Raw genomic sequence first — 24079 nt, 5'->3', positions numbered from 1 at the left:
ATGCTCGTCGTCCGCGATCTCAACACCTACTACGGCAGCAGCCACATCCTGCGCGGCGTGCACGCCGGCATTCCGGCCGCCACCTCGGTCGGCCTGCTCGGGCGCAACGGCATGGGCAAGACCACGCTGATCCGCACGGTCATGGGTTACGTGCGCCCCGCCTCGGGCGAGGTGCAGGTCGACGGCCGCACCGTCACCGGCTGGCCGCCCGAGAAGATGGCGCGGCTCGGCATCGGCTACGTGCCCGAGGGCCGCGGCATCTTCCCGAATCTCTCGGTGCGCGAGAACCTCGTGATGAGCGAGCGCGCGGGCATCGACGGCCGCCGCGCCTGGACCTTCGACCGCGTGATGGCCACCTTTCCGCGCCTGGCCGAGCGGCTCTCGCACGGCGGCCAGCAGCTCTCGGGCGGCGAGCAGCAGATGCTCTCGATCGGCCGCGCACTCATGACCAACCCGCGCCTGCTGATCCTCGACGAGGCCACCGAAGGCCTCGCGCCGCTGATCGTGGCCGAGATCTGGCGCGTGATCGGCGAGATCCGCGCGACCGGCATCGCCACGCTGATCGTGGACCGCGACTACCGCAAGGTGCTCGCGCATACCGACCTCGCGGTGGTGATGGAGAAGGGGCAGATCGTGCGGCATGGCGCGTCGGCCGACCTGCTGGCGGAGCCTCAGGCGCTCGAAGAATTGCTGGGCGTGTAAGGCGCTTCAGGCGGCCCGCTGCGCCATCAGGAAATCGATGAACACCCGCATGCGCAGCGGCACATGCCGCCCGTCCGGGTACAGCAGCGTGTAGGGCCGCGAGCGGCCCGCAAAGGGCTTGAGCACCTCGACGAGCGATCCGTCGGCGAGCTCTTTTTCCACCACGAAGCGGTAGGTCTGAAAGAGTCCGGCGTCGCTCCTGGCGAGCGTGACGCCGCCCAGCACGTCGTCGGAGCAGCTGTAGGCACTGTCCGCGAAGACTTCGCGGTCCTTGCCGTTCTCCTTGAAGAGCCATGAGATGCGGCGGCCGCTGCTGGGCAGCTCGAACTGGATGCACTCGTGCGCGGAAAGATCGTCCAGCGTGCGCGGCGTGCCGACCTTCCTCAGGTACTTGCGGCTGGCCACCACCACCAGTTGCGCATCCTCGAGGTGGCGCGCAATCAGCGTGGAGTCGGGCTGGGCACGCACACGCACGGCCATGTCGTAGCCCTCTTCCACGAAGTCGATGTTCCGGTTGCTCAGGTGCACATGCAGCCGGATGTCGGGAAAGCGTTCGCGGAACGCGGGCAGCATCGGCAGGATGCGGTGATGGCCGTAGGTGGTGGGCACGCTGATGCGCAGCATGCCCGAGGGCTGCGCCTGCTGGCCCATCACTTCGCGCTCGGCCTCGGCGAGTTGCGCCAGCGCCTGGCGGCATTGCGCGAAGTAGGAGCGGCCCGCGTCGGTGAGCCGCACGCTGCGCGTGGTGCGCACGAAGAGGCGAAGCCCGAGCCGCTTTTCGAGCCGCGAGATCGAGCGGCTCACGGCCGCTGGCGTGACGCCGGCAGCGAGCGCCGCCGAGGTGAACCCGCCCGTCTCTGCTGCGAGGCAGAAGAGCTCGATGCTGCCCAGGAGGATGTCGCCGAACTGCCGCTGCATGGATTGATTACCTTGCGTATCAAGTGAAGTGCGAGTCTAGTGATTTATCTATTGCCGTGTCATCAATACAGTTCTCCCCACGTCATCAACTTCCTTTGGAGAACCGACATGCAGGACAACACATCCCCCACCGTGGTCATCACAGGCGCCTCGAGCGGCATCGGCCTGGGCCTCGCCGAGGCTTATCTGGCGCGCGGCTTCAACGTGGTCGCCAATGCGCGCACCGACGATCGGCTCGCCGCCGCAGCGAAGCAGCTCGGCAGCCCTGCACGCTTTCTCGGCGTGGCTGGCGACATCGGCCAGCGCGACACCGCGCGGCAGCTCATCGACCGCGCCGTGGAGCGCTTCGGCCAGGTCGACGTGCTCATCAACAACGCGGGCATCTTCAATGCCAAGCCTTTCGTCGAGTACACCGAGGAAGAGCTGGACCGCATCGTGGCCACGAACATCAAGGGTTTCGTCTACGCCTCGCAAGCCGCGGCGGCGCACATGGTGCCGCGCCGCCGGGGCCATATCGTGAACATCACCGCGAGCCTCGCGCTGCAGCCGAACCTCAAGGTGCCGGCCCTGCTGCCGGTGCTGGTGAAGGGCGGCGTCAACGCCGCGACGCGCGCGCTGGCGCTCGAACTCTCGCCGCACAACGTCAAGGTGAATGCGGTGGCGCCCGGCATCGTCGACACGCCGCTGTACACGCCCGAGATGCACGGCTTTCTGAACGGCCTGGCGCCCGCCGGCCGCATCGCGCAGGTGCGCGAGATCGCCGACGCGGTGCTCTACCTCACGAGCTCCGACTTCACGACGGGCGTGGTGCTGCCGGTGGACGGCGGCATGAGCACGGGCACCTGGTAAGGAGCACACCATGCCTTTCATCAACCTGAAGATCACGCGCGACGGTGTCACGCGCGAACAGAAAACCCAGGTCATTGCCGAGTTCACGGAAACCCTCGAACGGGTGCTGAAGAAGCCGCCCGAATGGACGCACGTCGTGATCGAGGAGATCGACACCGACGATTGGGGCTTCGCGGGCCTGACGACCACCGAGTACCGCAAGCGGTTGGCCGGTGGTGCGAAACCGGGCAGTGAAGGAACTGCGCCGGATTGAGCGGCGTGCCCGCGACGCGAGGGGCGTAAAACCTCCGTTCCACCGGGTTTCACCTCTCACCCCGGGGCATGCGGCAGTCGAATGATGTGCGGCTGCACGCCCCATGGATCCCCGCGGAGGCCGTGCGCACCGCGAGGTTGAGCATGACTTCCCTGCAATCGCGTCACATCGACAACGTCTACTCGATCGCCACCGGCACGGCACTGGCCGATCCGGCGGCGAGCCTGGTCCACAAGTCGTGGGCGCGCTGCGTGCGCGAGCACGGCCTCGACCCGACGAAGCCCAGCCCCGCGCGCATCCTGCCGGCGCAGGAGCTGCGCGCGCACCAGCAGCAGCTGGAGCATTTTTTGCGCGCGGCGCGCGCCGGCATGGAAGACATCTACCGCCGCGTGGCGGACCTCGGCTACATGGTGCTGCTGACCGACGCCGAAGGCATCACGGTCGACTACATCGGCAATCCGGCCTGGGACGACCAGCTGCGCCGCGCCGGCCTCTACCTGGGCGCCGACTGGAACGAAGCCCATGCGGGCACCTGCGGCGTGGGCACCTGCCTGATCGAGCGCCAGCCGATGACCTGCCACCAGACCGAGCACTTCGATGCCACGCACATCGCGCTCACCTGCACGACGGCGCCGCTGTTCGACCACAGCGGCAAGCTCACGGCCATCCTCGACGTCTCGGCGCTGCGCTCGCCCGAGGCCAGGGAGAGCCAGCACCTCGTGCGGCACCTGGTGTCGATCTACGCGCGGATGATCGAGGACGCCGATTTCCTGCGCAGCTTCCGCGGCCACTGGATCCTGCGGCTGGGCACGGCCTACGGGCTGGTCGACGTGGCCGGCGAGCTGATGCTGGCCTTCGACGAGGGCGGCACGGTGGTCGGCGCCAACAGCGGCGCGCGGCAGGCCCTGGCCGAAAACCCGCTGGGCCGCGAGCTGTCGCAGCTGCTGCACATGCCGATGGACGCGATCTGGCGCCTGGGCAACGGCGGCGCATCGGCCATGCCTTTCGCACACACCGTGCTGCTGCCGGGCGGCGGCGAATACCACGCCTCGCTGCTGGCGCCGCGCGTGCGGCGGGCGGCAGCGCCAGCGCCTGGCACGGCCCGCCCCTCCGATCGCCTGCCGCCGCTCGCGCGCATCGCCGGCGACGACCCGGCCATGCAGCAGCTTCTCGCGCAGGCGCGCCGTCTGGTGGACCGCGGCATCCATGTGCTGGTCGAAGGCGAAACCGGCAGCGGCAAGGAAGTGCTGGCGCGCGCCATGCACGGCGCAAGCGCCCGCGCGGCGATGCCCTTCGTGGCGGTGAACTGCGCGGCCATTCCCGATTCGCTGATCGAGAGCGAACTCTTCGGCTACACGCCCGGCAGCTTCACCGGCGGCCGCGCCAAGGGCATGAAGGGGCTGATCGCGCAGGCCGACCGCGGCACGCTGTTCCTCGACGAGATCGGCGACATGCCGATGGCGCTGCAGACGCGGCTTTTGCGCGTGCTGTCCGAAGGCGAGGTGCTGCCGCTGGGGGCGGAATCGCCGCAGCGCGTGGACATCGCGGTGGTGGCGGCCACGCACCGCGACTTGTCGGCGCTGGTCGCGGCCGGGCGCTTTCGCGAGGACCTGTACTACCGCCTGTGCGGCGCGGTGCTGAAGCTGCCGCCGCTGCGCGCGCGGCGCGACCGGCGCTACCTGATCGAGGCGATGTTCCATGAAGAGGCGGCGGCGATGGGCTCGGCCGCGCGGCTGTCGGAGGCCGCGATGCTGCGGCTGATGGCGCACGACTGGCCGGGCAACCTGCGCGAGTTGCGCAATGTGCTTCGGCTGGCACTGGCGCTCTGCACGGGGGCGAGCATCACGCCCGAGGAGTTGCGCCTGGCGCCGCATCGTCCGTCGCTCGACCGCGGGGACACATCACCCACGCCGGCAGACGACGGCGACAGCGCCGCCGATGCCACGCGCCTGCTCGACGCGCTGCAGCGCCACCGCTGGCATGTGGCGCGGGCCGCACAGGCGCTCGGCATCAGCCGCGCCACGGCGTACCGCCACATGAAGCGCTTCGGCATCGTGGCGCCGCAGCGCGGCTAACGCCTCAGGATCTGCTCGACGGCGCGCACGGCCGTGCCCAGGCCGTCTTCCGCGCGCATGCGTTCGCCCAATGCCCGTGCCCGCGCGCGCACCTGCGGGTCGTGCGCAAACGCGATGCCGCGCGCCAGGTCGCCGGCGCCGAACCGGGCACCCGCCACCGCAGGCGGTGCCACGCCCGCCTGCGCGAGGTGGTGCGCCCAGAACGCCTGGTCGCCCGCGAAGGGCACGACCACCGAGGGCACGCCCGCGCGCGCGGCCGAGTGGCTGGTGCCCGAGCCGCCGTGGTGCACCACCAGCGCCATCTGCGGAAACAGCCAGTCGTGCGGGGTGTCGCCGATGGCGTGGAAATTCGGCGGCAGCTGCACATCGAGGCCGCTCCATCCGGGATGCAGCACCGCGCGCCGGCCGGCCACGCCCTCGACGAGGGCCGCGAGCAGCCGCGCCTTGTCGAAGCCCGTCATGCTGCCGAAGCCGATGTAGACGGGTGCCTCGCCGGCCGCGAGAAAGTCGCGCAGCGCCGCCGGCGGCTGCCAGCCGGGCGCGGGCGCGAGCCACTGGCCGCACACGGCGGCGTTGGCGGGCCAGTCGGCCGGGCGCGGCAGCAGGCTCGGCGAGTAGCCGTAGAGCACGGGGTGCGTGGTCCACAGGCGGCGTCGCGGCGGCAGGCCGCAGACCTCGGCGCGCGCGGCATTCACGGCCGGCCGGAAGGCGCGCCAGAGCAGCCCGTTGACGAGATGGTGGCTCGCGCGGTTCAGGAAGCGCGGCACGCGGGCGGGCGGCAAAAAAGGCGAAGCGAATGCGGCCGTCGGCGTGAGCGGGAACATGCCTGCGCCGATGGCGGGCACGCCCAGCGCCTCGGCCGCCGACAGGCCCACGAAGGCCGCGAGCCCCGCGCAGACGACCGCGTCGCAGCCCTGCGCGGCCTCGACGGTCTGGCGCAGCCAGGACGTGGCGTTGGCATTGGCGATGTCCGCGAGCGCCTTCGCGGCCGCGGCCGGCTTGTCGCCCTGCGCGACGACGCTGCCGAGCGCCTCGCGCATGTCGCCGGCCAGCGCCTGCGAGCGCACGCCAAGCCGTTCGGCCGCGCCGAGCGTGGTGGCGTCCGCCAGCAGCACCGACGCATGGCCCGCGTCGTCCAGCGCGCGGCACAGCGCAGCGAGCGGCCGGGCGTCGCCCTCGGTGCCGTAGGTGAGCACGGCGAGTTTCATGAGGAGCGCCTCCTTGCAGGGGGTTTCGGCGCCGCGCGTGCGCCACGGGCGAAGAGATCGACGACCACGGCGAACTCGTCGCGCAGCACCAGGCCGGGCAGCGTGAGCCAGCGCATCAGCGCGCCAAAGTACAGGTGGTGCAGCAGGCTCGCAAGGTGCGCGGCCGACACGTCGGTGCGCAGCGTGCCCGCCTGCTGGGCGGCGGCGATCAGCGCTTCGAACAGCCCCGACAGGTCGCGCGGCGTGCTGCGGTCGCCGCCGCCGAGTTCGCTCTCGATGTTGAGGAAGCGAAAGCGGAAGTAGTCGAGCAGGTAGGCCCGGTAGCGCTCGGACCACTCGGCCGACGCGTCGAGCAGGCTGGCGAGCTGCACCGCGAAATCCGCCTTCGGATCGACCGCCTCGTGCAGGCGCTGCACATCGGACACGAGTTCAAGGTGCACCCAGTGCGCCAGGATCGCTTCCTTGGTCGGAAAGTGGTTGTAGAGCGTGCCCTTGGCCACGTCCGCCCGCTGCGCGATCTGCTCCATGGTGGTCGCGTCGTAGCCCTGGGCTTCGAACAGGCGCATGGCGGTGGACGCGACGTGGTCGAGCGTCTGGGTGCGCCGGCGCTCGCGGCGGCCTGGGGGGTCGGGTTCTGTCACGGTGTGGGCCCTTGAATTTAAACGCCGTCCAATTTTATACGACGTTCAAATTCTCATGCGCTGTCTCAGTCTCGGTGAGACAGCAACAGGCGCCTGCGACAAAACCCCGGCCAGGCCCTTGATTCTTCGTCCCGTTCCGCACGGCACGAAATCTGCGCCACGAATCCCGCGTGCGCCTTGCTGCGCCGCGATTCGATTCGACTCGTTCAACGACACACGGAGACATGCAATGACAGACCCGACCACCGCCCCCACCCGGGCCGCCGCCACCTGGCTCGCCGACTTCGCCGCCGCGCTCGCACGCGGCGACATCGACACGGCCGTCTCGCTGTTCGAGGCCGACAGCTACTGGCGCGACCTCGTCGCCTTCACCTGGAACATCCGCACGCAGGAAGGTGCCGATGCCATCCGCGCGATGCTGCAGGCGCGGCTGGCCGACACGCAGCCCGCGGCCTTCGCGCTGGAGGGCGAGGCGACCGAGGCCGATGGCGTGGTCGATGCCTGGTTCAGCTTCGAGACGCGCGTGGCGCGCGGCCGCGGCCATCTTCGGCTGCGCGGCGGCAAGGCCTGGACCTTGCTCACCACCATGACCGAGCTCAAGGGCTTCGAGGAAAAGACCGGCGACAACCGCATCAAGGGCGCGGAGCACGGCGTGCACAAGGGCCGCAAGAACTGGCTCGAGAAGCGCCGCGACGAAGAGGCCGCGCTCGGCTACACCGAGCAGCCCGAGGTGGTGGTCATCGGCGGCGGCCAGGGCGGCATCGCGCTGGGCGCGCGGCTGCGCCGGCTGGGCGTGCCGACCATCATCGTGGAGCGCAACGCGAAGGCCGGCGACTCCTGGCGCAAGCGCTACAAGTCGCTGTGCCTGCACGACCCGGTCTGGTACGACCACCTGCCCTACATGCCCTTTCCCGACGACTGGCCGGTGTTCGCGCCCAAGGACAAGATCGGCGACTGGCTCGAGATGTACACCAAGATCATGGAGCTCAACTACTGGAGCTCCACCAACGCGAAGAAGGCCCGCTTCGACGAAGCCACGCAGCGCTGGGAGGTGACGGTGGAGCGCGAAGGCAAGCAGGTCGTGCTGCGGCCGAAGCAGCTGGTGTTCGCACTCGGCGTCTCGGGCTACCCGAACGTGCCGAAGATCGCGGGCGCGGAGAACTTCAAGGGCGACCAGCACCATTCGAGCCAGCACCCCGGGCCCGAGGCCTATGCCGGCAGGAAGTGCGTGGTGCTGGGCTCGAACAACTCGGCGCACGACATCTGCGCGGCGCTGTGGGAGCACGGCGCGGACGTGACGATGATCCAGCGCTCGTCCACGCACATCGCGCCTTCGCAGTCGCTGATGGAGCTGGCGCTGGGCGGGCTCTACTCCGAGCAGGCCGTGAAGAACGGCATCGACCACCACAAGGGCGACCTGATCTTCGCCTCGGTGCCCTACAGGATCATGCACACCTTCCACATCCCGGTGTATGAGGAGATGAAGAAGCGCGACGCCGACCTGTATTCACGGCTGGAGAAGGCGGGCTTCCTGCTCGACTTCGGCGTCGACGGCTCGGGGCTCTTCATGAAGTACCTGCGGCGCGGCTCGGGCTACTACATCGACGTGGGTGCCTCCGAGCTGGTGGCCAACGGCAGCATCCACCTCAAGAGCGGCGTGAACATCGAGCGGGTGAACGAGCGCTCGGTCACGCTGACCGACGGCACCGAGCTGCCGGCCGACCTGCTGGTGTACGCCACCGGCTACGGCTCGATGAACGGCTGGCTGGCCGACCTGATCTCGCCCGAGATCGCCGACAAGGTCGGCAAGTGCTGGGGCCTGGGCTCCAACACGCCGAAGGACCCAGGCCCGTGGGAAGGCGAGCTGCGCAACATGTGGAAGCCCACGCAGGTCGAGAACCTCTGGTTCCACGGCGGCAACCTGCACCAGTCGCGCCACTACTCGCAGTTCCTGGCGCTGCAGCTGAAGGCGCGCATGGAAGGCATCGACACGCCGGTGTACGAGCGCGCGCCGTCCTACCACACGCGCTGAGCGGGCGGCTCATTCGCTGATGAAGCGGCGCAGCCCTTCGAGGTCGACCACGGTGATGCCGCCGTATTCGATCCGCAGGAACCCCGCTTCCTTCAGCCGGTTCAGTGCCGCATTGCAGCGCTGGCGCGACACGCCGGAAAGGTTGGCGATCTCCTCCTGCGAGGTCTGCAGGTGCAGCTCGCTGCCCGGATACAGCCACGGATGGAACAGCCCCGCCAGCGCACGGGCCACCTGGCCGTCGGCGTCGAGCAGCCGGTGCGCCGCGTAGTTGCCCATGAACCAGTGCAGCCGCTCGTTGAGCTGCTGCAGCAGGAAGTGATCGAAGCCGCGCTGCGTGCGGTGCAGCCATTCGAAGGTCTCGACCGGCAGCTGCGCGACGCGGCTCGGCCGCAGCGCAATGACATCGGCCGAGCGCGGAGCGCCGCGCAGCAGCGTGCCTTCGCCGAACCAGCTGCCCACCGACAGCCCGCCGAAGGTGACCGAGCGGCCGTCGCTCGAGGTGATCGACCACTTGAGCAAGCCTTCGAGCGTGCCGTACCAGTGCAGCGGCGTATCGCCGCGCCGGCACAGCGCGGCGCCGGCCGCGACTTCGACCTCGCGGATCTCGTCGAGCACGCGTTCGCGCGCCGTTTCGTCGAGCAGCGGATACCAGGCCGAGCGCTGCAGCAACTGGGGAATCGTCAGCGATGCCGCCTTGAAGGCCGGCTTCGTCGTGGCCATGAAATGAAAGCTCCTGGGGCCCGGGTGCGTAAACCCTGAGCCCAAATGTCGTCGCAATGACTGAGTGTGCCTGCGCCGCCAAAAATAATAGCGCGCCCCTCATGAAAGAAGACCCCCCAGGAGACCCGGAGCATGTCGTCCAAGCGCAAAGTGATCGTGACCATCGCCCCCACCGGCGGCATGGCGCACAAGTCGCAGAACCCCCACCTTCCCACCCAGCCCGACGAGATCGCGGCCGACGTGCTGCGCTGCTGGAACGCCGGCGCGAGCGTGGCCGCCATCCATGCGCGCCGCCCCGACGACGGCGCGACCTGCGACGCGGACGTGTACCGCGACATCAACACGCGCATCCGCAATGCCGGCTGCGACATCGTCATCAACAACTCCACCGGCGGCGGCGTGCACGGCGACATGGTGAAGCCACTGGCGGGCGACCGCTGGGAGATCGCCTGGGAAGAGCGCATCAAGGGCATGGACGCGGGCGCCGAGATGTGCACGCTCGACGCGACCACGCTGAACCTGAGCTTCGAGGGCAGGCAGATCCTGATGGACACGCCCATCACGCGCGGCCGCGAGCTCGCGGCCGGCATGAAGGCGCGCGGCATCAAGCCCGAATGGGAAGTGTTCAGCCCCACGCACATCCTGCAGGACACCACCACGCTGATCGAGGAGGGCCATGACGACGAGCCCTACTTCATCAACCTGGTGATGAACGTGCACCGCAACTTCCAGAACGCGATGCCGTATTCGCCGCGCTTCCTGCAGATGATGGTCGACACTCTGCCGCGCGGCAGCATCTTCGGCGTGAGCGGCATCGGCACCTCGCAGCTGGAAGCCAACGTGGCGGCGCTGCTGCTGGGCGGCCATGCGCGCGTGGGGCTGGAAGACAACCTCTACTTCCGCCACGGCGAGCTGGCCACCAACGTGCAGCTCACCGAACGCATCGTGCGCGTCATCCATGAGCTCGACATGGAAGTGGCCACGCCGGCCGAAGCAAGGCAGATGATGGGGCTGCCGCGCAGAAGCGGCCCGCGCCCCGAATTCGCGCCGCGCTGAAGCGGCCGTCCGACCCGCCGGAAACCGCCCGAACCGCCACCAGAAAACAGGAGACATTCCATGAACACCCGCCGCCACTTCCTCCACACGCTCGGCGCAGCCACTGCGCTGGGCGCCCTCTCGCCGCTGGCCGCACGGGCCCAGGCACTCGAGCAGGTCAAGATCTACTACGGCTTCCCGGCCGGCAGCGCCGGCGACAGCGTGGCGCGCCGCGTGGGCGAAAAGCTCGCGGGCTCGGCCTACTGCCGCAACGCGGCCGTGGTCGAGAACAAGCCGGGCGCCGGCGGACGCATCGCGCTGGAAACGCTCAAGAGCGCGCCGGCCGACGGCAGCGTGCTGGCGCTGTCGCCCTTCTCGTGCACCTCGATCTATCCGCACATCTACAGCAAGCTCAGCTACGACCCGGGCAAGGACTTCGTGCCGGTGTCGATCGCCGCCGTCATGCACCATGGCCTCGCGGTCGGCCCGCTGGTGCCGCCCGAGGTGCGCACGGTGAAGGACTTCCTCGCCTGGGCCAAGGCCAACCCGAACCAGGCCAGCTACGGCTCGCCCGCGGCCGGCTCGACGCCGCACTTCATCGGCGCGCTGCTGGGCCTCCACAACGGCGTCGATCTCAAGCACGTGCCCTACCGCGGCTCCATTCCCGGCGTGACCGACGTGGTGGGCGGACAGATCGCCGCCATGGTCACGCCCAGCGGCGACTTCATTCCCAACCACAAGGCCGGCAAGCTGCGGCTGCTCGCCACCTCGGGCAAGGCGCGCTCGCCTTTCTCGCCCGAGGTGGCGACCTTCGCCGAGCAGGGCTTCGCCGAGCTGACCACCGAGGAATGGTTCGGCTTCTACGCGCCGGCCAGGACGCCAGCCAGCGTGGTGGCAACGGCCAATGCGGCGATCAACGCGGCCATCAAGGAAAAGGTGGTGACGGACAGCCTGGCCGTGGTCGGCCTGATCGCCCAGGGCTCCACCGCCGAAGAGATGGCGCGCTCTCAGCGGGCCGAGGCCGAGCGCTGGGGCCCGCTGGTCAAGAAGATCGGCTTCACGGCGGACTCCTGAGGCGATGCAGATGGAACCGACTCCGAAACGCGTGGCGGTGGTCGCCACCGGCGTCATCGGCGCCAGCTGGGCCGCCTACTTCCTCGCGCGCGGCCTCTACGTGGAGGCCACCGACCCCTCGCCCGATGCCGAGGCGCGGCTGCGCGCGGCCGTGGCTGCGCACTGGCCCACGCTCGAACGCTTCGGCCTGGCCAGCGGCGCCTCGGCCGGGCGGCTGCGCTTCCACGCGCGGCTCGAGGATGCGGTGGCCCAGGCCGACTTCGTCCAGGAAAGCGGCCCCGAGCGGCTGGATTTCAAGGTCGACCTGTTCCGGCGCATGGACGAGGCCGCGCCGGCCCACGCGATCCTGGCGTCGAGCTCCTCGGGGCTCGCGATCAGCGCCGTGCAGGCCGAGTGCAAGCACCCGGAGCGCGTGGTGCTGGGCCATCCCTTCAACCCGCCGCACCTGATCCCGCTGGTGGAGGTGGTCGGCGGCGCGCGCACCTCGGACCAGACCATCGAACGCACGATGGCCTTCTATGCCGCCATCGGCAAGCGGCCGATCCACGTGAAGCGCGAGGTCAAGGGCCACATCGCGAACCGGCTGCAGGCTGCGCTCTGGCGCGAGGCCTTCCACCTGGTCGATGAAGGCGTGGCGAGCGTGGCCGACATCGACACCGCCATTGCGCACGGCCCCGGCCTGCGCTGGGCGGTGATGGGGCCGTTCATGAACCTGCATCTTTCAGGCGGCGCGGGCGGCATCGAACACGTGCTCGCGCACCTGGGCGGGCCGATCGAGGACTGGTGGAAAGACCTGGGCGCGCCGTCGATGACGGAAGAACTCAAGCAGAAGGTGGCCGAGGGCGTGGCCGAGGAACTGGGCGCGCGGCGCGTGGCCGAGCTGGAGGCCGCGCGCGACATCCTGCTGTTGAACCTGATTCGCGCGAAGTCCGAAACCGGCAGACTCGATTGAAATGAACGACGACGACTTCCTCCTCGACCAAAGCCAGATCGCCCCGCCGCGCACGGTGCGCATCGACTTCGACGACGGCTCCTTCGCGCTGCGTTCGCCGATGGCGCTCAAGCCCTATGCGCGCTGCATCGGCGAATGGCTGGAGCGCTGGGCGCGCGAGACGCCCGAGGCACTGGCCTTCGCGGAGCGCGACGACAGCGGCGAAGGCTGGCGCAAGCTCGACTACCGCGCGCTGCGCGAGGCCGTGGGCGGCGTCGCGCAGGCGCTGCTCGACCTGGAGCTGCCGGCCGAAAAGCCCATCGTGATCCTCTCGGACAACGCGATCGACCACGCGGTGCTGATGCTCGCGGCCATGCACATCGGGCGCACGGCGTGCTCGCTGTCGAGCGCGTACTCGCGCCTGGCCAGGGATCCGTCGCGGCTGCACGGCATGCTGCAGGCGCTGCAGCCCGCCTTGATCTACGCCTCGGACGCCAGGATCTACGGCGGCGCGCTCGCGGGCTGCGGCGTCGAGGCGGTCACGGTGTTCAGCCGCCATGCCGACGCGCATGCCGGCGCCCTGCCCTTTGCGCAACTGCTGCAGGCGCGCGAGACATCCGCCGTGATGCAGGCCTACGAAGCCATCCTGCCCGACACCCACGCCAAGTACCTGCTGACCTCGGGCTCCACCGGCAAGCCCAAGGTGGTGATCAACACGCACCGCATGCTCTGCGCCAACCAGCAGATGATGGCGCAGACCTGGCGATTCCTCGCGCACGAGAAGCCGGTGCTGGTCGACTGGCTTCCCTGGAGCCACACCTTCGGCGGCAACCACAACCTGCACATGGTGCTCGCCCATGGCGGCGCGCTCTACATCGACGAGGGCCGGCCCGCGCCGGGCCTGATCGAGAAGACCATGCGCAACCTGCGCGAGGTGAAGCCCACGCTGCTGTTCAACGTGCCGCGCGGCTTCGACATGCTGCTGCCTTTTCTCGAAGCCGACGATGCGCTCGCGAGCGAGGTGTTCTCGCGGCTGCGGCTGGCCTTCTATGCGGCCGCGGCGCTCGCCCCCTCGACCTGGCAGCGGCTCGAAGCGGTGGCGCAGCGCGTGCGGCCCGAGCGCCCGCTGTGGCTCACCACCTCGTGGGGAGCGACCGAGACCTCTCCTGCCATCACCTCGGCGCACTGGAAGCTCGATGGCGCCGGCTGCATCGGCGCACCGCTGCCAGGGCTCGAACTCAAGTTCGTGCCCAACGGCCAGAAGCTCGAGATGCGCGTCAAGGGCGTCTCGGTGTTCCCGGGCTACCGCCATGCGCCGCGCGAAACCGCCGAGGCCTTCGACGAAGAGGACTACTACCGCATCGGCGATGCCGGCTTTCTTGCGGACCCCGCCGAACCCTCGCAAGGCGTGATCTTCAACGGCCGCGTGGCCGAGGACTTCAAGCTCTCGAGCGGCACCTGGGTCTCGGTGGGCACGCTGCGCGTGAAGCTGGTGTCGATGCTGGCGCCGCATGTGCAGGACGTGGTGCTCACGGGCCATGACCGCGACGAGATCGGCATGCTGGTGTTCGCGAGCCCGCAGGCCGCCTCGCTCGCGCCGCAGGCGCTGGCCGGGCGCATCGCCGAGGTGCTGCGCGCGCTGCGCAGCGAAGGCGCGGGTTCCTCGCAATGCCCCGCATGCGCGCTGGTACTCAGCGAACCACCGAGCCTCGACGCGGGCGAGATCACCGACAAGGGCTACATCAACCAGCGCGCGGTGCTCGTGCGCCGCGCGGCCGAGGTGGCGCGGCTGCATGCCGGCGCGGACCACGACCTGCAGGTCATCCGGCTGCGCGACTGACTGAAAAAGATCAACCGCCGGGACGTCGCCGCAGCGCGGTACGCAGCGCCTTCGCGAAACGCGGGTCGGCCATGGCGCCGACGTTGAAGCGCGACCAGCGCGAGACCTGCGTCGAATCGGTGCTGAAGATGCGCCCCGGCGCCATCACGATCTTGCGCGGCAGCAGTTCCTTCGCCAGCACCAGCGAGTCGGCCACGCCGGGAAGCGCGGCCCAGACATAGAGCGACTGCGGGGTGCGCGCGAAGACCTCCGCATCGACCGAATCGAACAGCTGCAAGGCCTTGCGCGTGGCCTCGCCGAGGCGGTTCTGCAGGCGGTTCAGGTGCCGCTGGTAGTGGCCTTCGCTCAGGATCACGTCGACCGTGCGCTCGCTGTACTCCGAACTGCTCACGTGGATCAGCGCCTTCAGGTCCGCGAGGTCGCTCGCCAGGCCGGCCCCGCAGGCGATGAAGCCCACGCGCAAGGCTGCCGAGAACGACTTCGAGAAGCTGCCGATGTAGATGGTGCGCTCCAGCTGGTCGAGCGCCGAAAGCCGCGGCAAGGCCGTGGGCTTGAAGTCGGCCAGCGGGTCGTTCTCGACGATCAGCAGGTCGTATTTCTGCGCGAGCTGCAGCACGCGGAAGGCCTTGGCCGGCGAGATGTCGGAGCCCGTGGGGTTGTGCGCGAGCGACTGCGTGAAGAAGAGGCGCGGCCGCTCGGCCATCAACAGCCGCTCCAGCACGTCGAGATCGGGCCCGTCGGCCAGCCGCGGCACGGCCAGCATCTGCGCACCCGCGAGCTTGAGCTTTCCGAACAGCGGGTAGTAGCCCGGGTCGTCCACCAGCACCTTGCCGCCGGGCGGCACGAAATAGCGGATGACGATGTCCATCGCCTCGTTGGCGCCGTGCGTGAGCACGATCTGCCGCGGCTCGGCGCCGATGCCGAAGTCGGCCAGCTTGCGCACGAGGTGGTCGCGCAGCGGCGCATAGCCGAAGCGGCTGCCGTAGCGGAACAGCGCGCCAAGCCCCGTGCGGACCACCTTGGGGTGGTACTTGTCGAGCCGCACGTCGGCCAGCCATTCGACCGGCGGGAAGCCGTCGCCCACGGCCACCGCGTCGGGCTGCGTCTTGAGCTGCTCGCGCATGAGCCACACGATGTCCATCGCGCGGCCAAGGCTGCCCGCTTCTTCCTCGACGGGCTTGGGGGTCGACTGCGCGAGCACGAAATAGCCCGAACCGCGCCGCGGCTCGACGAGGCCGCGCGACACCAGCAGCTCGAACGCGGCCACCACCGTGTTCTTGGCATAGCCGTGCAGCTGCGCGAGTTCGCGCAGCGACGGCAGCTTGTCGCCGGCCTTGTAGGCGCCGCTCGCGATCTGGCGCGCGAGGGTTTCGGCAAGCGAATCGGCAATCGTGGTCATGGGCTGCGACTGTGACACAGCAGGCCGCCGCGGTGCACCACTGTCCGCACTGTCCCGCCAAACTGTGCCTTCCGCGGCCGGTACAGCCGGCCTAAATTGCCTGCTCCCGAATTCATCTTCCGAAGAGACAAGCAACGATGGTCGCCGATTCCCGCATTCCCAACTTCCGCGCGCTCACGCCCGCACAGCGCCTTGCCCACATCGCGCAGGCCACATCGCTCACCGGCGACGAGGTGGCGCTGCTCGCCCAGCCCGGCGCGCTGAGCGTGGACCGCGCCAACGGCATGGTCGAGAACGTGATCGGCACCTTCGAGCTGCCGCTGGGCGTGGCCGGCAACTTCACCGTGAACGGGCGCGACTACCTCGTGCCGATGGCGGTCGAGGAGCCCTCGGTGGTGGCGGCCGCTTCCTTCATGGCCAAGCTGGCCCGCGAGGGCGGCGGCTTCGAGGCTTCGAGCACCGGGCCATTGATGCGCGCGCAGGTGCAGGTGATCGGCATCACCGACCCGTACGGTGCGCGGCTCGCGCTGCTGCGTGCGCGCGACGAAATCCTGGCCGTGGCGAACAGCCGCGACAAGGTGCTGATCGGCCTGGGCGGCGGCTGCCGCGACATCGAGGTGCATGTGTTCGGCGACACGCCGCGCGGCGCGATGGTGGTGATGCACCTGATCGTCGACGTGCGCGACGCGATGGGTGCGAACACGGTCAACACCATGGCCGAGGCGGTGTCGCCACTGGTCGAGACGCTCACGGGTGGCACGGTGCGCCTGCGCATCCTGTCGAACCTGGCGGACCTGCGGCTGGCCCGTGCGCGCGTGCGGCTCGCCCCCGCGGTGCTGGCCACGCGCGAGCGCAGCGGCGAGGACGTGGTCGAGGGCGTGATCGACGCCTACACCTTCGCGGCCATCGACCCCTACCGCGCGGCGACGCACAACAAGGGCATCATGAACGGCGTCGATCCGGTGATCGTCGCGACCGGCAACGACTGGCGCGCGGTGGAAGCCGGCGCGCATGCCTATGCGTGCCGCAGCGGGCGCTACAGCTCGCTGACCACCTGGGAGAAGGATGCGGGCGGCGCGCTGGTCGGCACCATCGAGATGCCGATGCCTGTGGGGTTGGTCGGCGGTGCCACCAAGACGCATCCACTCGCCCGGCTCGCACTGAAGATCCTCGACGTGAAGTCGGCACAGGAACTCGGCGAAGTCGCGGTGGCCGTGGGTCTCGCGCAGAACCTCGGCGCGCTGCGCGCGCTCGCCACCGAAGGCATCCAGCGCGGCCACATGGCGCTGCATGCCCGCAATATCGCGCTGGTCGCGGGCGCCGCCGGCGACGAGATCGACAGCATCGCCAGGCAGATGGCCGCCGAGCATGACGTGCGCACCGATCGCGCCGTGGCATTGCTCGAAGCGCTGCGCAGGAAGTAGGCAGGGCCGGAGAGGCCCGCACAACGGACCGCGGCCGAAACCGCGGCGGCCATGGAAGCGGCCGTCACATCACCAAGACGGAGACATCACAAATGAACGCAGACAGTGCAACGCGCGCCAGATGGCGGCTGGTGGAGATATGGGGCGACACGGCCGACCTGGGCCACCTCGCGTGGTCGATCGTCATCGGCGTCGCGGTGAGCCTCACGGGTTATCTCGTGGCCAGCCGCGTGCTCGCGAGCGCCGTGGGCACACCCGAGCTGGCACGCGCCTACGCCATGCTCGCCGGCCTCGGCGGCTGCGTGGTGTCGGGCCTGGTCTGCGCGAAGCTCTTCACGCCGAAGCGCGAAGTGGTGGAAGGCACCGAAGCCGATCCGCGCTGGCGCGAAGAGGTGCTGGCCGAACTGGCCGGCGAGCATGGCGACCTGGGCTCGGTGGACGACCTGCCGCCGTCCGTGGTGCGCGAGATGAAGGAGCTGGAGATCTACGACCTGTTCGCGTCGTACAAGCCCCGCGCACGCAGCGCCGAAGGAGCCGCACCGTGATCGACGCTGCACTCCTCGACCAGATCCTCGTTGCCACCGGCATGGGCCTCGTGGGGGCCATTGTTTTCGCGGCCATCGGCCTCGTCTCGGGCACCGACGAAACCACCACGCTCGCGCCGCTCACCCTGCTGGTGGTGCTGCTCGGCGTGCCGCCCGAAGGCGTGTTCACCTTCTTTCTCGCAGCGGCCGTGGCCAAGCACATGACGCATGCGGTGCCCACCGCGCTGCTGGGCATTCCGGGCGACACCATGGCCACGCCGCTGCTGCAGGACGCGAACGTGCTGCGCAACCTCGGCGTGCCGCACATCGCGCTGCGCAAGATGGTGTCGGGCGCAATCATCGCGGCCTTCCTCGCGGTGCCGCTGGCCGTGCTGTTCGCGGTGCTGCTGGCACCCTACGGCGCGGCCATCACCAAGGCGGCGCCCTGGATCTTCGTGGTGGCGGCCGTGGCCATCGCCTACTTCTCGAGCGGTCGCTGGGCCTCGGTGGCCACGCTGGTGCCGTTCGTGATGGTGATCGTGGCGCTGCAGGCGCTCACCGGCAAGTACGGCGTGAAGCTCAGCATCAGCTACTTCCTGGGCATCGCGATCGGGCCGCTGGTGGCCGACCTGTTCTCGGTGATCTCGCCGGCGGCACGCGCCCGCATGAAGCGCGACAAGGTCCGCACCTTCTCGCTCGCGCCGGACGTGAAGGGCTGGTCAGGCTACTTTCCGAACCCGTTCAAGGTGCTCGACCGCGGACAGGTGAAGTGGACCGTTGCGACCGCCGCGATCTCCAGCGCCACCTTCGTGTTCAGCCCGGTCGCGATGACGGTGGTGCTGGGCGAGCTGGTGGGTTCGCGCATCAAGCACGCCTACCACCGGTTGACCACCACGCTGGCCGCGCGCAACGGCGTGACCGAGGCCACGTACATCGCCGAGGCGCTGATCCCGCTGATCGCCATCGGCCTGCCGCTGAGCCCGGTGGCGGCCGGCCCGGCCGCGCCGCTCTTCAATGCGCCGCCGGTGTTCACCATCGATTCGGCCACCGGCCAGACCCACAACCTGCACAACCTGCTGAACCACTGGGAGTTCCTGGGCTACGGCATGCTGGCGGTGATGCTCGCGGCGCTGGTGGCCTATCCGTTCACGATGAACTTCGCGCGCCGCGCGGCGCTCTTCGTCTCGCGCAAGGTGAGCCACGAGGCCATCATCGCGACCTTCGTTGGCCTGATCGTGGTGATCAGCGTGTGGGAAGGGCAGCTGCTCGGCTTGCTGGTGATCCTCACGATGGGCCTGCTCGGGGGCCTGCTGTCGCGCGCCATCGGCTTCAACACCGGCGTGCAGTTCATGGGCTACTACACGGCGGTGCTGACGGTGCCGGCCGTCATCAAGGCCTTCGGTTGATGCCTCGGGGTGCGCAGCGCGGCTTCAACGAGCTTCAGTGGCAGGCCCCGCCGGCACCGGTCAGGGGGAAACCCGAGGGCCTTTCCTGCGAGCCGCCGGCGCTGCCTTCTTCGCGGGCTCTTCCTCGCCGAAAAGCCTTTCGATCTGCTGCCCCGCGCGCGCGCCGATGGCCGTGCCCACGCCCGGCAGCAGCGCGGTGCCGACCGCCGCACCGGCCAGCGCACCGCCGGTCAGCGACACCTCGGGCTCGCTCATGGTCCCGCCGATCTTGAGCGGCATGCCCACCACGCCATCGACCAGGTCGACCGCCATCTCGCCGTCCAGCTTGCCGTTGAAGAGCCGCAGGTTGCCGCTGGCCGTGAGCACGCCCGAACGCGCCTTGAGCCCGGTGTAGCGCATCACGACGCCGTCTTCGGTGCCCTGCGTGTCGAGCACGCCGGTGAGCTCGTCGAGCGGCGTGGCGCCGCCGCGGCTGATGCCGGCGGTGGTCACGGCCTTGGCCAGGTCCAGCCGCGTGAGCGTGGCGGGCTGGACCGAGAAGGTGGTGCGGGTGCGCAGGCTGCGCAGCAGCGCGCCCACTTCGCCGGCCTCGGCCACCAGCGTGGACTGGCCCGATACCTTGCCGGCCACGGCGCTGCGCCGGCCGAAGGCCTGAACCAGTCCTTCGATGTCCACCTGCCGAGGCTCGAGCTCGGCCGACACGCGCAGCAGGTCGTTCGGCAACGCCTCGAACCACGTCACACCGTTCGCGGTACCACCGCCCACGTCGATGCGGGTGCGCCACCGGTCCTGTCCGGCGGCGCGGTCCAGGCGCAGCCGGGCGGGTGGCGATGCGCCGGCGCGTTCGATGCGCGCCTGGCGCGGCCGCCAGCCGGCGTCGAAGCTGATTTCGCCGTCATAGGCCAGCGCAATGCCGCGCCGGTCGATCCAGCTCAGGTCGCGCCAGCGCAGCTTTTCGAGCGGAACGGGCGCCAGCGTCCAGGGCGCGGGCAGCGCGACGATGTGGCCGCCCTCCTTCGGCTTGGGGCCCTTGCCGCGGAACGCGCGCACCGACTCGCGCGGCAGCACCAGGCTTTCGATCTCGACCTCGTCGATCGCGACGACCCGGCGCAGCAGCTCCCGCAGCTTGAGCTGCACCGTGATGCGGCGCAGCGTGACGGGGCGCGGCTGCTCGGTGGCCAGGTCGGACAGCACCAGCACGGGGCTGGGCCACAGCGCCCAGTGCGCACCGCCGATCTTCAGGCCCACGCCGAAGCGCTTCTCGAAACCTTCGGCAATGCGCGCGGCCACTTCCTCGTCGCTGGGCAGGCGGGTGCTCGCCACCCACACCAGCGCGCCGGCACCCAGCAGCAGGACCGCGGCAATGCCGATGAGCCAACGGCGGACAGGACGTTTCATCCGGCCAACTTAGCACGCAAAGGCGACTGCCGTTGTCAGCCCCCGTCGCTATAGTTTCCCAAATCCTGTACCGGAGAAACCGAATGCGTATCTGGAAAAAAGACATCTCTGTCGAGGAACTGACCCGCAACCACATCGGCACCGCCGTGTCCACGCTGGGCATGGAATTCCTGGAGGTGGGCGACGACTTCATCCGCGCCCGCGTGCCGGTGGACGAGCGCACCCGCCAGCCCTACGGCATCCTGCACGGCGGCGTGTCGGTGGTGCTGGCCGAGACGCTGGGCTCCTGCGGCGCGCACTACTCGGCCCCCGAGGGCGACCGGGCCGTGGGCCTGGACATCAACGCCAACCACATCCGCTCGGCCACGAGCGGCTGGGTCACGGGCACCGCGCGGCCGGTGCACCGGGGGCGCACCACCCAGGTGTGGCAGATCGACATGACCAACGACGCGGGCGAATTGACCTGCGTCTCGCGCATCACAATGGCGGTGCTGGCGCCGCGCTAGGGCAGGAAACCCGCCCGGCACGCGGGCGGCAGCGGGCCGAGAGAAGCCCCCCAGGAACATCAATAACTACCGAGGAGATCACCACTCATGAGCAACCTGTTCAGCTGGCGCGAAGTCGCCGCCACCGAGGGCCGCGTGGTCGCGCCCGACGAACGCCTGCCCTGGCTGCAGACCGGCGCGATGGGCGTGCAGCACGTGATCGCGATGTTCGGCGCCACGGTGCTGGCGCCCATCCTGATGGGCTTCAATCCCAACATCGCGATCCTGATGAGCGGCATCGGCACGCTGATCTTCTTCCTGGTGACGGGCGGCAGGGTGCCCAGCTACCTGGGCTCGAGCTTCGCGTTCATCGGCGTGGTGATCGCGGCCAGCGGCTACGCGGGCAAGGGTCCCAACGCCAACATCGCGGTGGCGCTCGGCGGCATCGTGGCCTGCGGGGTGGTCTACATCCTGATCGGCGCCCTGGTGCAGGCGATCGGCACCGGCTGGATCGAGCGCTTCATGCCGCCGGTGGTCACGGGCGCGGTGGTGGCGGTGATCGGGCTCAACCTGGCGGGCGTGCCGATCAAGAACATGGCGGCCAGCAATTTCGATTCGTGGATGCAGGCCGTCACCTTCCTCTGCGTCGGGCTGGTCGCGGTGTTCACGCGCGGCATGCTGCAGCGGCTCCTGATCCTGGTCGGGCTGATCCTGGCCACGCTGGTCTATGCGGCGCTGACCAACGGCATGGGCCTGGGCAAGCCGGTGGACCTGGGCGGCATCGCCAACGCCGCCTGGTTCGGCATGCCGACCTTCACCGCGCCGGTGTTCACGGCCAACGCCATGCTGCTGATCGCGCCCGTGGCCATCATCCTGGTGGCCGAGAACCTCGGCCACCTGAAGGCGGTCACGGCCATGACCGGCCGCAACCTCGACCCCTACATCGGCCGCGCCTTCATCGGCGACGGCATTGCCACCGTGGTGAGCGGCGCCTCGGGCGGCACCGGCGTGACCACCTATGCCGAGAACATCGGCGTGATGGCGGCCACGCGCATCTACTCGACGGCGGTGTTCGTGGTGGCCGCGCTCATCGCGCTGGTGCTGGGCTTCAGCCCCAAGTTCGGCGCGCTGATCCAGGCCATTCCGCTGCCGGTGATGGGCGGCGTGAGCATCGTGGTGTTCGGCCTCATCGCCATTGCGGGCGCCAAGATCTGGGTCGACAACAAGGTCGACTTCTCGCAGAACAAGAACCTGATCGTGGCCGCCATCACGCTGATCATCGGCACCGGCGACTTCACGCTGAAGTTCGGCGACTTCGCATTGGGCGGCATCGGCACCGCGACTTTCGGGGCCATCATCCTCTACGCGCTTCTGGGCCGGACGCGCAACGCCTGAGGCTCTGCAAAGTGAAACCTCGTGCAAGAAATGTTGTCCGAGGTGCTTGAAGCGGGCCCCGGTCACTGGCCCGAAGCCCGCGCCCGTTAGACTTCAACGCTTTTCGCACCGACGTTTTCCAATGGCCGATGTCTCCGCCGCGCGCACCAAGGCGGTTTTCGAATTCAAGAGCGCCACGCTGCCGCTGATCGCAGTGATCCTCAAGACGGCCGACCTGGCCGTGCTGGCCGAGGCCCTCGACGCGCAGCTGGCCGACTCGCCCGATTTCTTCGAGCAGGAGCCGGTGGTCATCGACCTCTCGCAGCTGCAGCCGGACGAGGAAGGCGGCGAGGAACCCCCGGCGCTCGACTTCGCGGCGCTGCGCGGCCTGCTGGCGCGCCACCAGACGCAGCCGATTGCGGTGCGCGGGGGCAACAACGCCCAGAATGCGGCGGCGCGCGCCGCCGGCCTGTCGCTCACGGCCATGCCGGTGGCACCCGCGCCGCGCTCCCCGGCACCGCCGGCCGCTTCGCCGGCGCCCGCGAGCGAGGCACCGCAGATCGTGCGCGAAGTGCCGGTGCCGGCCAACGGCACCCTGCTGATCGACAAGCCGCTGCGTTCGGGCCAGCAGGTCTACGCCCGCGGCGGCGACGTGGTGGTGACCGCGGTGGTGAGCTTCGGCGCCGAAGTCATCGCCGACGGCAACGTGCACGTCTACGCGCCGCTGCGGGGCAAGGCCATTGCCGGCGCGCGCGGCAACACCGAGGCGCGCATCTTCTCGACCTGCATGGAAGCGCAGCTCGTGGCCATCGCGGGCATCTACCGCACCAACGAGGTGCCGCTGCCCGACCCGGTGCTCGGCAAGCCGGCCCAGATACGCCTCGATGGCAAGAAGCTAATGATCGACGCGATTCCCTGACGGGCCGCGCCGCATCCGACAACCAACAACCGAATCGAAACAAGAAGGAATGGCCATGGCCAAAATTGTGGTGGTGACCTCAGGCAAGGGCGGCGTCGGCAAGACCACGACGAGCGCCAGCTTCGCGTCGGGCCTCGCGCTCGCAGGCAAGAAGACGGCGGTGATCGACTTCGACGTGGGCCTGCGCAACCTCGACCTCATCATGGGCTGCGAACGCCGCGTGGTGTACGACCTGATCAACGTGATCCAGGGCGAGGCCAACCTGAGCCAGGCGCTCATCAAGGACAAGCAGTGCGACAACCTGTTCGTGCTCGCGGCCTCGCAGACGCGCGACAAGGAAGCGCTCACGCAGGAGGGCGTCGAAAAGGTGCTGACCGACCTGGCCGCGATGGACTTCGACTACATCGTCTGCGATTCGCCCGCCGGCATCGAGACCGGCGCGATGATGGCCATGCACTTTGCCGACGAGGCGCTCGTGGTGACCAACCCCGAGGTATCCTCGGTGCGCGACTCCGACCGCATCCTGGGCATGCTCAGCAGCAAGACCAAGCGGGCGAAGGAAGGCGGCGACCCCATCAAGGAGCACCTGCTGATCACCCGCTACAACCCCAACCGCGTGGCCGGCGGCCAGATGCTCTCTCTGGAGGACATCCAGGACATCCTGCGCATCAAGCTGATCGGCGTCATTCCCGAGTCGGAGAGCGTGCTGCAGGCCTCCAACCAGGGCGTGCCCGCCATCCACGACAAGGAAACCGACGTGGCCAAGGCCTACAGCGACGTGGTGGCGCGCTTCCTGGGCGAGGACCGCCCGATGCGCTTCGTCGACGCCGAAAAGCCGGGCTTCTTCAAGCGAATTTTCGGAGGCAAGTAGG

At 69.3% G+C, this 24079-nt stretch carries 22 protein-coding genes; 16 read left to right on the top strand and 6 right to left on the bottom strand.

All coding sequences use genetic code 11. The features are described 5' to 3' along the window. Positions 1-702, top strand: a complete 702-nt coding sequence (locus ACAM54_RS00420; protein ID WP_124960284.1) for an ABC transporter ATP-binding protein — start codon at positions 1-3, stop codon at positions 700-702. Between the two features lie 6 nt (positions 703-708). Here the strand turns inward: ACAM54_RS00420 and ACAM54_RS00415 are convergent, their stop codons facing one another. Beyond that, positions 709-1620 carry a LysR family transcriptional regulator gene (locus tag ACAM54_RS00415; RefSeq protein WP_192324746.1) on the bottom strand — a complete coding sequence of 304 codons (912 nt, stop codon included), beginning with the start codon at positions 1618-1620 and terminating at the stop codon, positions 709-711. Between the two features lie 108 nt (positions 1621-1728). Between ACAM54_RS00415 and ACAM54_RS00410 the strand changes: the two genes are divergently transcribed. The 3 genes from ACAM54_RS00410 (at position 1729) to ACAM54_RS00400 (ending at position 4797) form a co-directional block, all read left to right on the top strand. Then, positions 1729-2469 (top strand): SDR family NAD(P)-dependent oxidoreductase, encoded by a 741-nt coding sequence (locus ACAM54_RS00410; protein ID WP_369649436.1) that lies wholly within the window; start codon positions 1729-1731, stop codon positions 2467-2469. Positions 2470-2479: 10 nt separating this feature from the next. Next, a complete protein-coding gene (locus tag ACAM54_RS00405) occupies positions 2480-2722 on the top strand; it encodes a 4-oxalocrotonate tautomerase family protein (RefSeq protein ID WP_192324750.1) in 243 nt (80 codons plus the stop codon). Positions 2723-2865: 143 nt separating this feature from the next. Then, on the top strand, positions 2866-4797 hold the full coding sequence (locus ACAM54_RS00400) for a sigma-54-dependent Fis family transcriptional regulator (protein ID WP_369649435.1): 1932 nt from the start codon (positions 2866-2868) through the stop codon (positions 4795-4797). On the opposite strand, the gene ACAM54_RS00395 is transcribed toward ACAM54_RS00400, so the two are convergent. Together ACAM54_RS00395 and ACAM54_RS00390 are read right to left on the bottom strand one after the other, a co-directional pair. Continuing rightward, the gene (locus tag ACAM54_RS00395; RefSeq protein ID WP_369649434.1) at positions 4794-6005 is read right to left on the bottom strand and encodes a glycosyltransferase; all 1212 of its coding nucleotides are present in this window, start codon (positions 6003-6005) and stop codon (positions 4794-4796) included. The genes ACAM54_RS00400 and ACAM54_RS00395 overlap by 4 nt on opposite strands. Continuing rightward, positions 6002-6646, bottom strand: a complete 645-nt coding sequence (locus tag ACAM54_RS00390) for a helix-turn-helix domain-containing protein (protein WP_309925492.1) — start codon at positions 6644-6646, stop codon at positions 6002-6004. Before ACAM54_RS00390 ends, ACAM54_RS00395 begins: the two co-directional genes overlap by 4 nt. A gap of 229 nt (positions 6647-6875) precedes the next feature. Between ACAM54_RS00390 and ACAM54_RS00385 the strand changes: the two genes are divergently transcribed. Next, positions 6876-8678 (top strand): NAD(P)/FAD-dependent oxidoreductase, encoded by a 1803-nt coding sequence (locus tag ACAM54_RS00385; protein ID WP_369649433.1) that lies wholly within the window; start codon positions 6876-6878, stop codon positions 8676-8678. A 9-nt stretch (positions 8679-8687) separates the two neighbouring features. On the opposite strand, the gene ACAM54_RS00380 is transcribed toward ACAM54_RS00385, so the two are convergent. After that, complete coding sequence (locus ACAM54_RS00380) at positions 8688-9398, bottom strand: Crp/Fnr family transcriptional regulator (RefSeq protein ID WP_369649432.1); 711 nt, start codon at positions 9396-9398, stop codon at positions 8688-8690. Positions 9399-9530: 132 nt separating this feature from the next. Between ACAM54_RS00380 and ACAM54_RS00375 the strand changes: the two genes are divergently transcribed. The 4 genes from ACAM54_RS00375 to ACAM54_RS00360 are packed head-to-tail and all read left to right on the top strand — an operon-like array spanning position 9531 to position 14278. Then, on the top strand, positions 9531-10454 hold the full coding sequence (locus ACAM54_RS00375; RefSeq protein ID WP_369649431.1) for a 3-keto-5-aminohexanoate cleavage protein: 924 nt from the start codon (positions 9531-9533) through the stop codon (positions 10452-10454). 60 nt (positions 10455-10514) lie between these two features. Then, positions 10515-11507 (top strand): Bug family tripartite tricarboxylate transporter substrate binding protein, encoded by a 993-nt coding sequence (locus ACAM54_RS00370; protein WP_369649430.1) that lies wholly within the window; start codon positions 10515-10517, stop codon positions 11505-11507. 10 nt (positions 11508-11517) lie between these two features. Beyond that, complete coding sequence (locus tag ACAM54_RS00365) at positions 11518-12459, top strand: 3-hydroxyacyl-CoA dehydrogenase NAD-binding domain-containing protein (protein ID WP_369649429.1); 942 nt, start codon at positions 11518-11520, stop codon at positions 12457-12459. Between the two features lies 1 nt (position 12460). Then, positions 12461-14278, top strand: a complete 1818-nt coding sequence (locus tag ACAM54_RS00360) for a feruloyl-CoA synthase (RefSeq protein WP_369649428.1) — start codon at positions 12461-12463, stop codon at positions 14276-14278. 10 nt (positions 14279-14288) lie between these two features. On the opposite strand, the gene ACAM54_RS00355 is transcribed toward ACAM54_RS00360, so the two are convergent. Beyond that, positions 14289-15677 (bottom strand): PLP-dependent aminotransferase family protein, encoded by a 1389-nt coding sequence (locus tag ACAM54_RS00355; RefSeq protein ID WP_369649427.1) that lies wholly within the window; start codon positions 15675-15677, stop codon positions 14289-14291. Positions 15678-15814: 137 nt separating this feature from the next. On the opposite strand from ACAM54_RS00355, the gene ACAM54_RS00350 reads away from it, so the two are divergent. From ACAM54_RS00350 to ACAM54_RS00340, 3 genes are all read left to right on the top strand, one after another. Continuing rightward, entirely contained in the window at positions 15815-17101 is a 1287-nt protein-coding gene (locus ACAM54_RS00350; RefSeq protein WP_369649426.1) for a hydroxymethylglutaryl-CoA reductase, degradative, read from the top strand. Between the two features lie 92 nt (positions 17102-17193). Then, positions 17194-17646 carry a hypothetical protein gene (locus ACAM54_RS00345; RefSeq protein WP_369649425.1) on the top strand — a complete coding sequence of 151 codons (453 nt, stop codon included), beginning with the start codon at positions 17194-17196 and terminating at the stop codon, positions 17644-17646. Further along, positions 17643-19031, top strand: a complete 1389-nt coding sequence (locus tag ACAM54_RS00340) for a tripartite tricarboxylate transporter permease (protein WP_186454094.1) — start codon at positions 17643-17645, stop codon at positions 19029-19031. The genes ACAM54_RS00345 and ACAM54_RS00340 overlap by 4 nt, the downstream gene beginning before the upstream one ends. A 60-nt stretch (positions 19032-19091) precedes the next feature. Here ACAM54_RS00340 and ACAM54_RS00335 read toward each other — a convergent pair whose 3' ends face one another. Beyond that, positions 19092-20429 (bottom strand): hypothetical protein, encoded by a 1338-nt coding sequence (locus ACAM54_RS00335; RefSeq protein WP_369649424.1) that lies wholly within the window; start codon positions 20427-20429, stop codon positions 19092-19094. An 83-nt stretch (positions 20430-20512) separates the two neighbouring features. On the opposite strand from ACAM54_RS00335, the gene ACAM54_RS00330 reads away from it, so the two are divergent. The 4 genes from ACAM54_RS00330 (at position 20513) to minD (ending at position 24078) form a co-directional block, all read left to right on the top strand. Continuing rightward, positions 20513-20935, top strand: coding sequence for a hotdog fold thioesterase (locus ACAM54_RS00330; RefSeq protein WP_145738831.1), 423 nt, complete (start codon positions 20513-20515; stop codon positions 20933-20935). Positions 20936-21022: 87 nt separating this feature from the next. Then, positions 21023-22309, top strand: a complete 1287-nt coding sequence (locus tag ACAM54_RS00325; RefSeq protein WP_369649423.1) for a solute carrier family 23 protein — start codon at positions 21023-21025, stop codon at positions 22307-22309. A 121-nt stretch (positions 22310-22430) separates the two neighbouring features. After that, positions 22431-23207, top strand: coding sequence for a septum site-determining protein MinC (gene minC, locus ACAM54_RS00320; protein ID WP_192324772.1), 777 nt, complete (start codon positions 22431-22433; stop codon positions 23205-23207). A 55-nt stretch (positions 23208-23262) separates the two neighbouring features. After that, positions 23263-24078, top strand: a complete 816-nt coding sequence (gene minD, locus ACAM54_RS00315; RefSeq protein WP_124960303.1) for a septum site-determining protein MinD — start codon at positions 23263-23265, stop codon at positions 24076-24078. Position 24079: the final 1 nt, after the last annotated feature.

The sequence above is a fragment of the Variovorax sp. V93 genome, from assembly GCF_041154485.1.
GTDB lineage: Bacteria > Pseudomonadota > Gammaproteobacteria > Burkholderiales > Burkholderiaceae_C > Variovorax > Variovorax beijingensis_A.
This window is presented reverse-complemented; position numbering and strand designations above follow the sequence as displayed.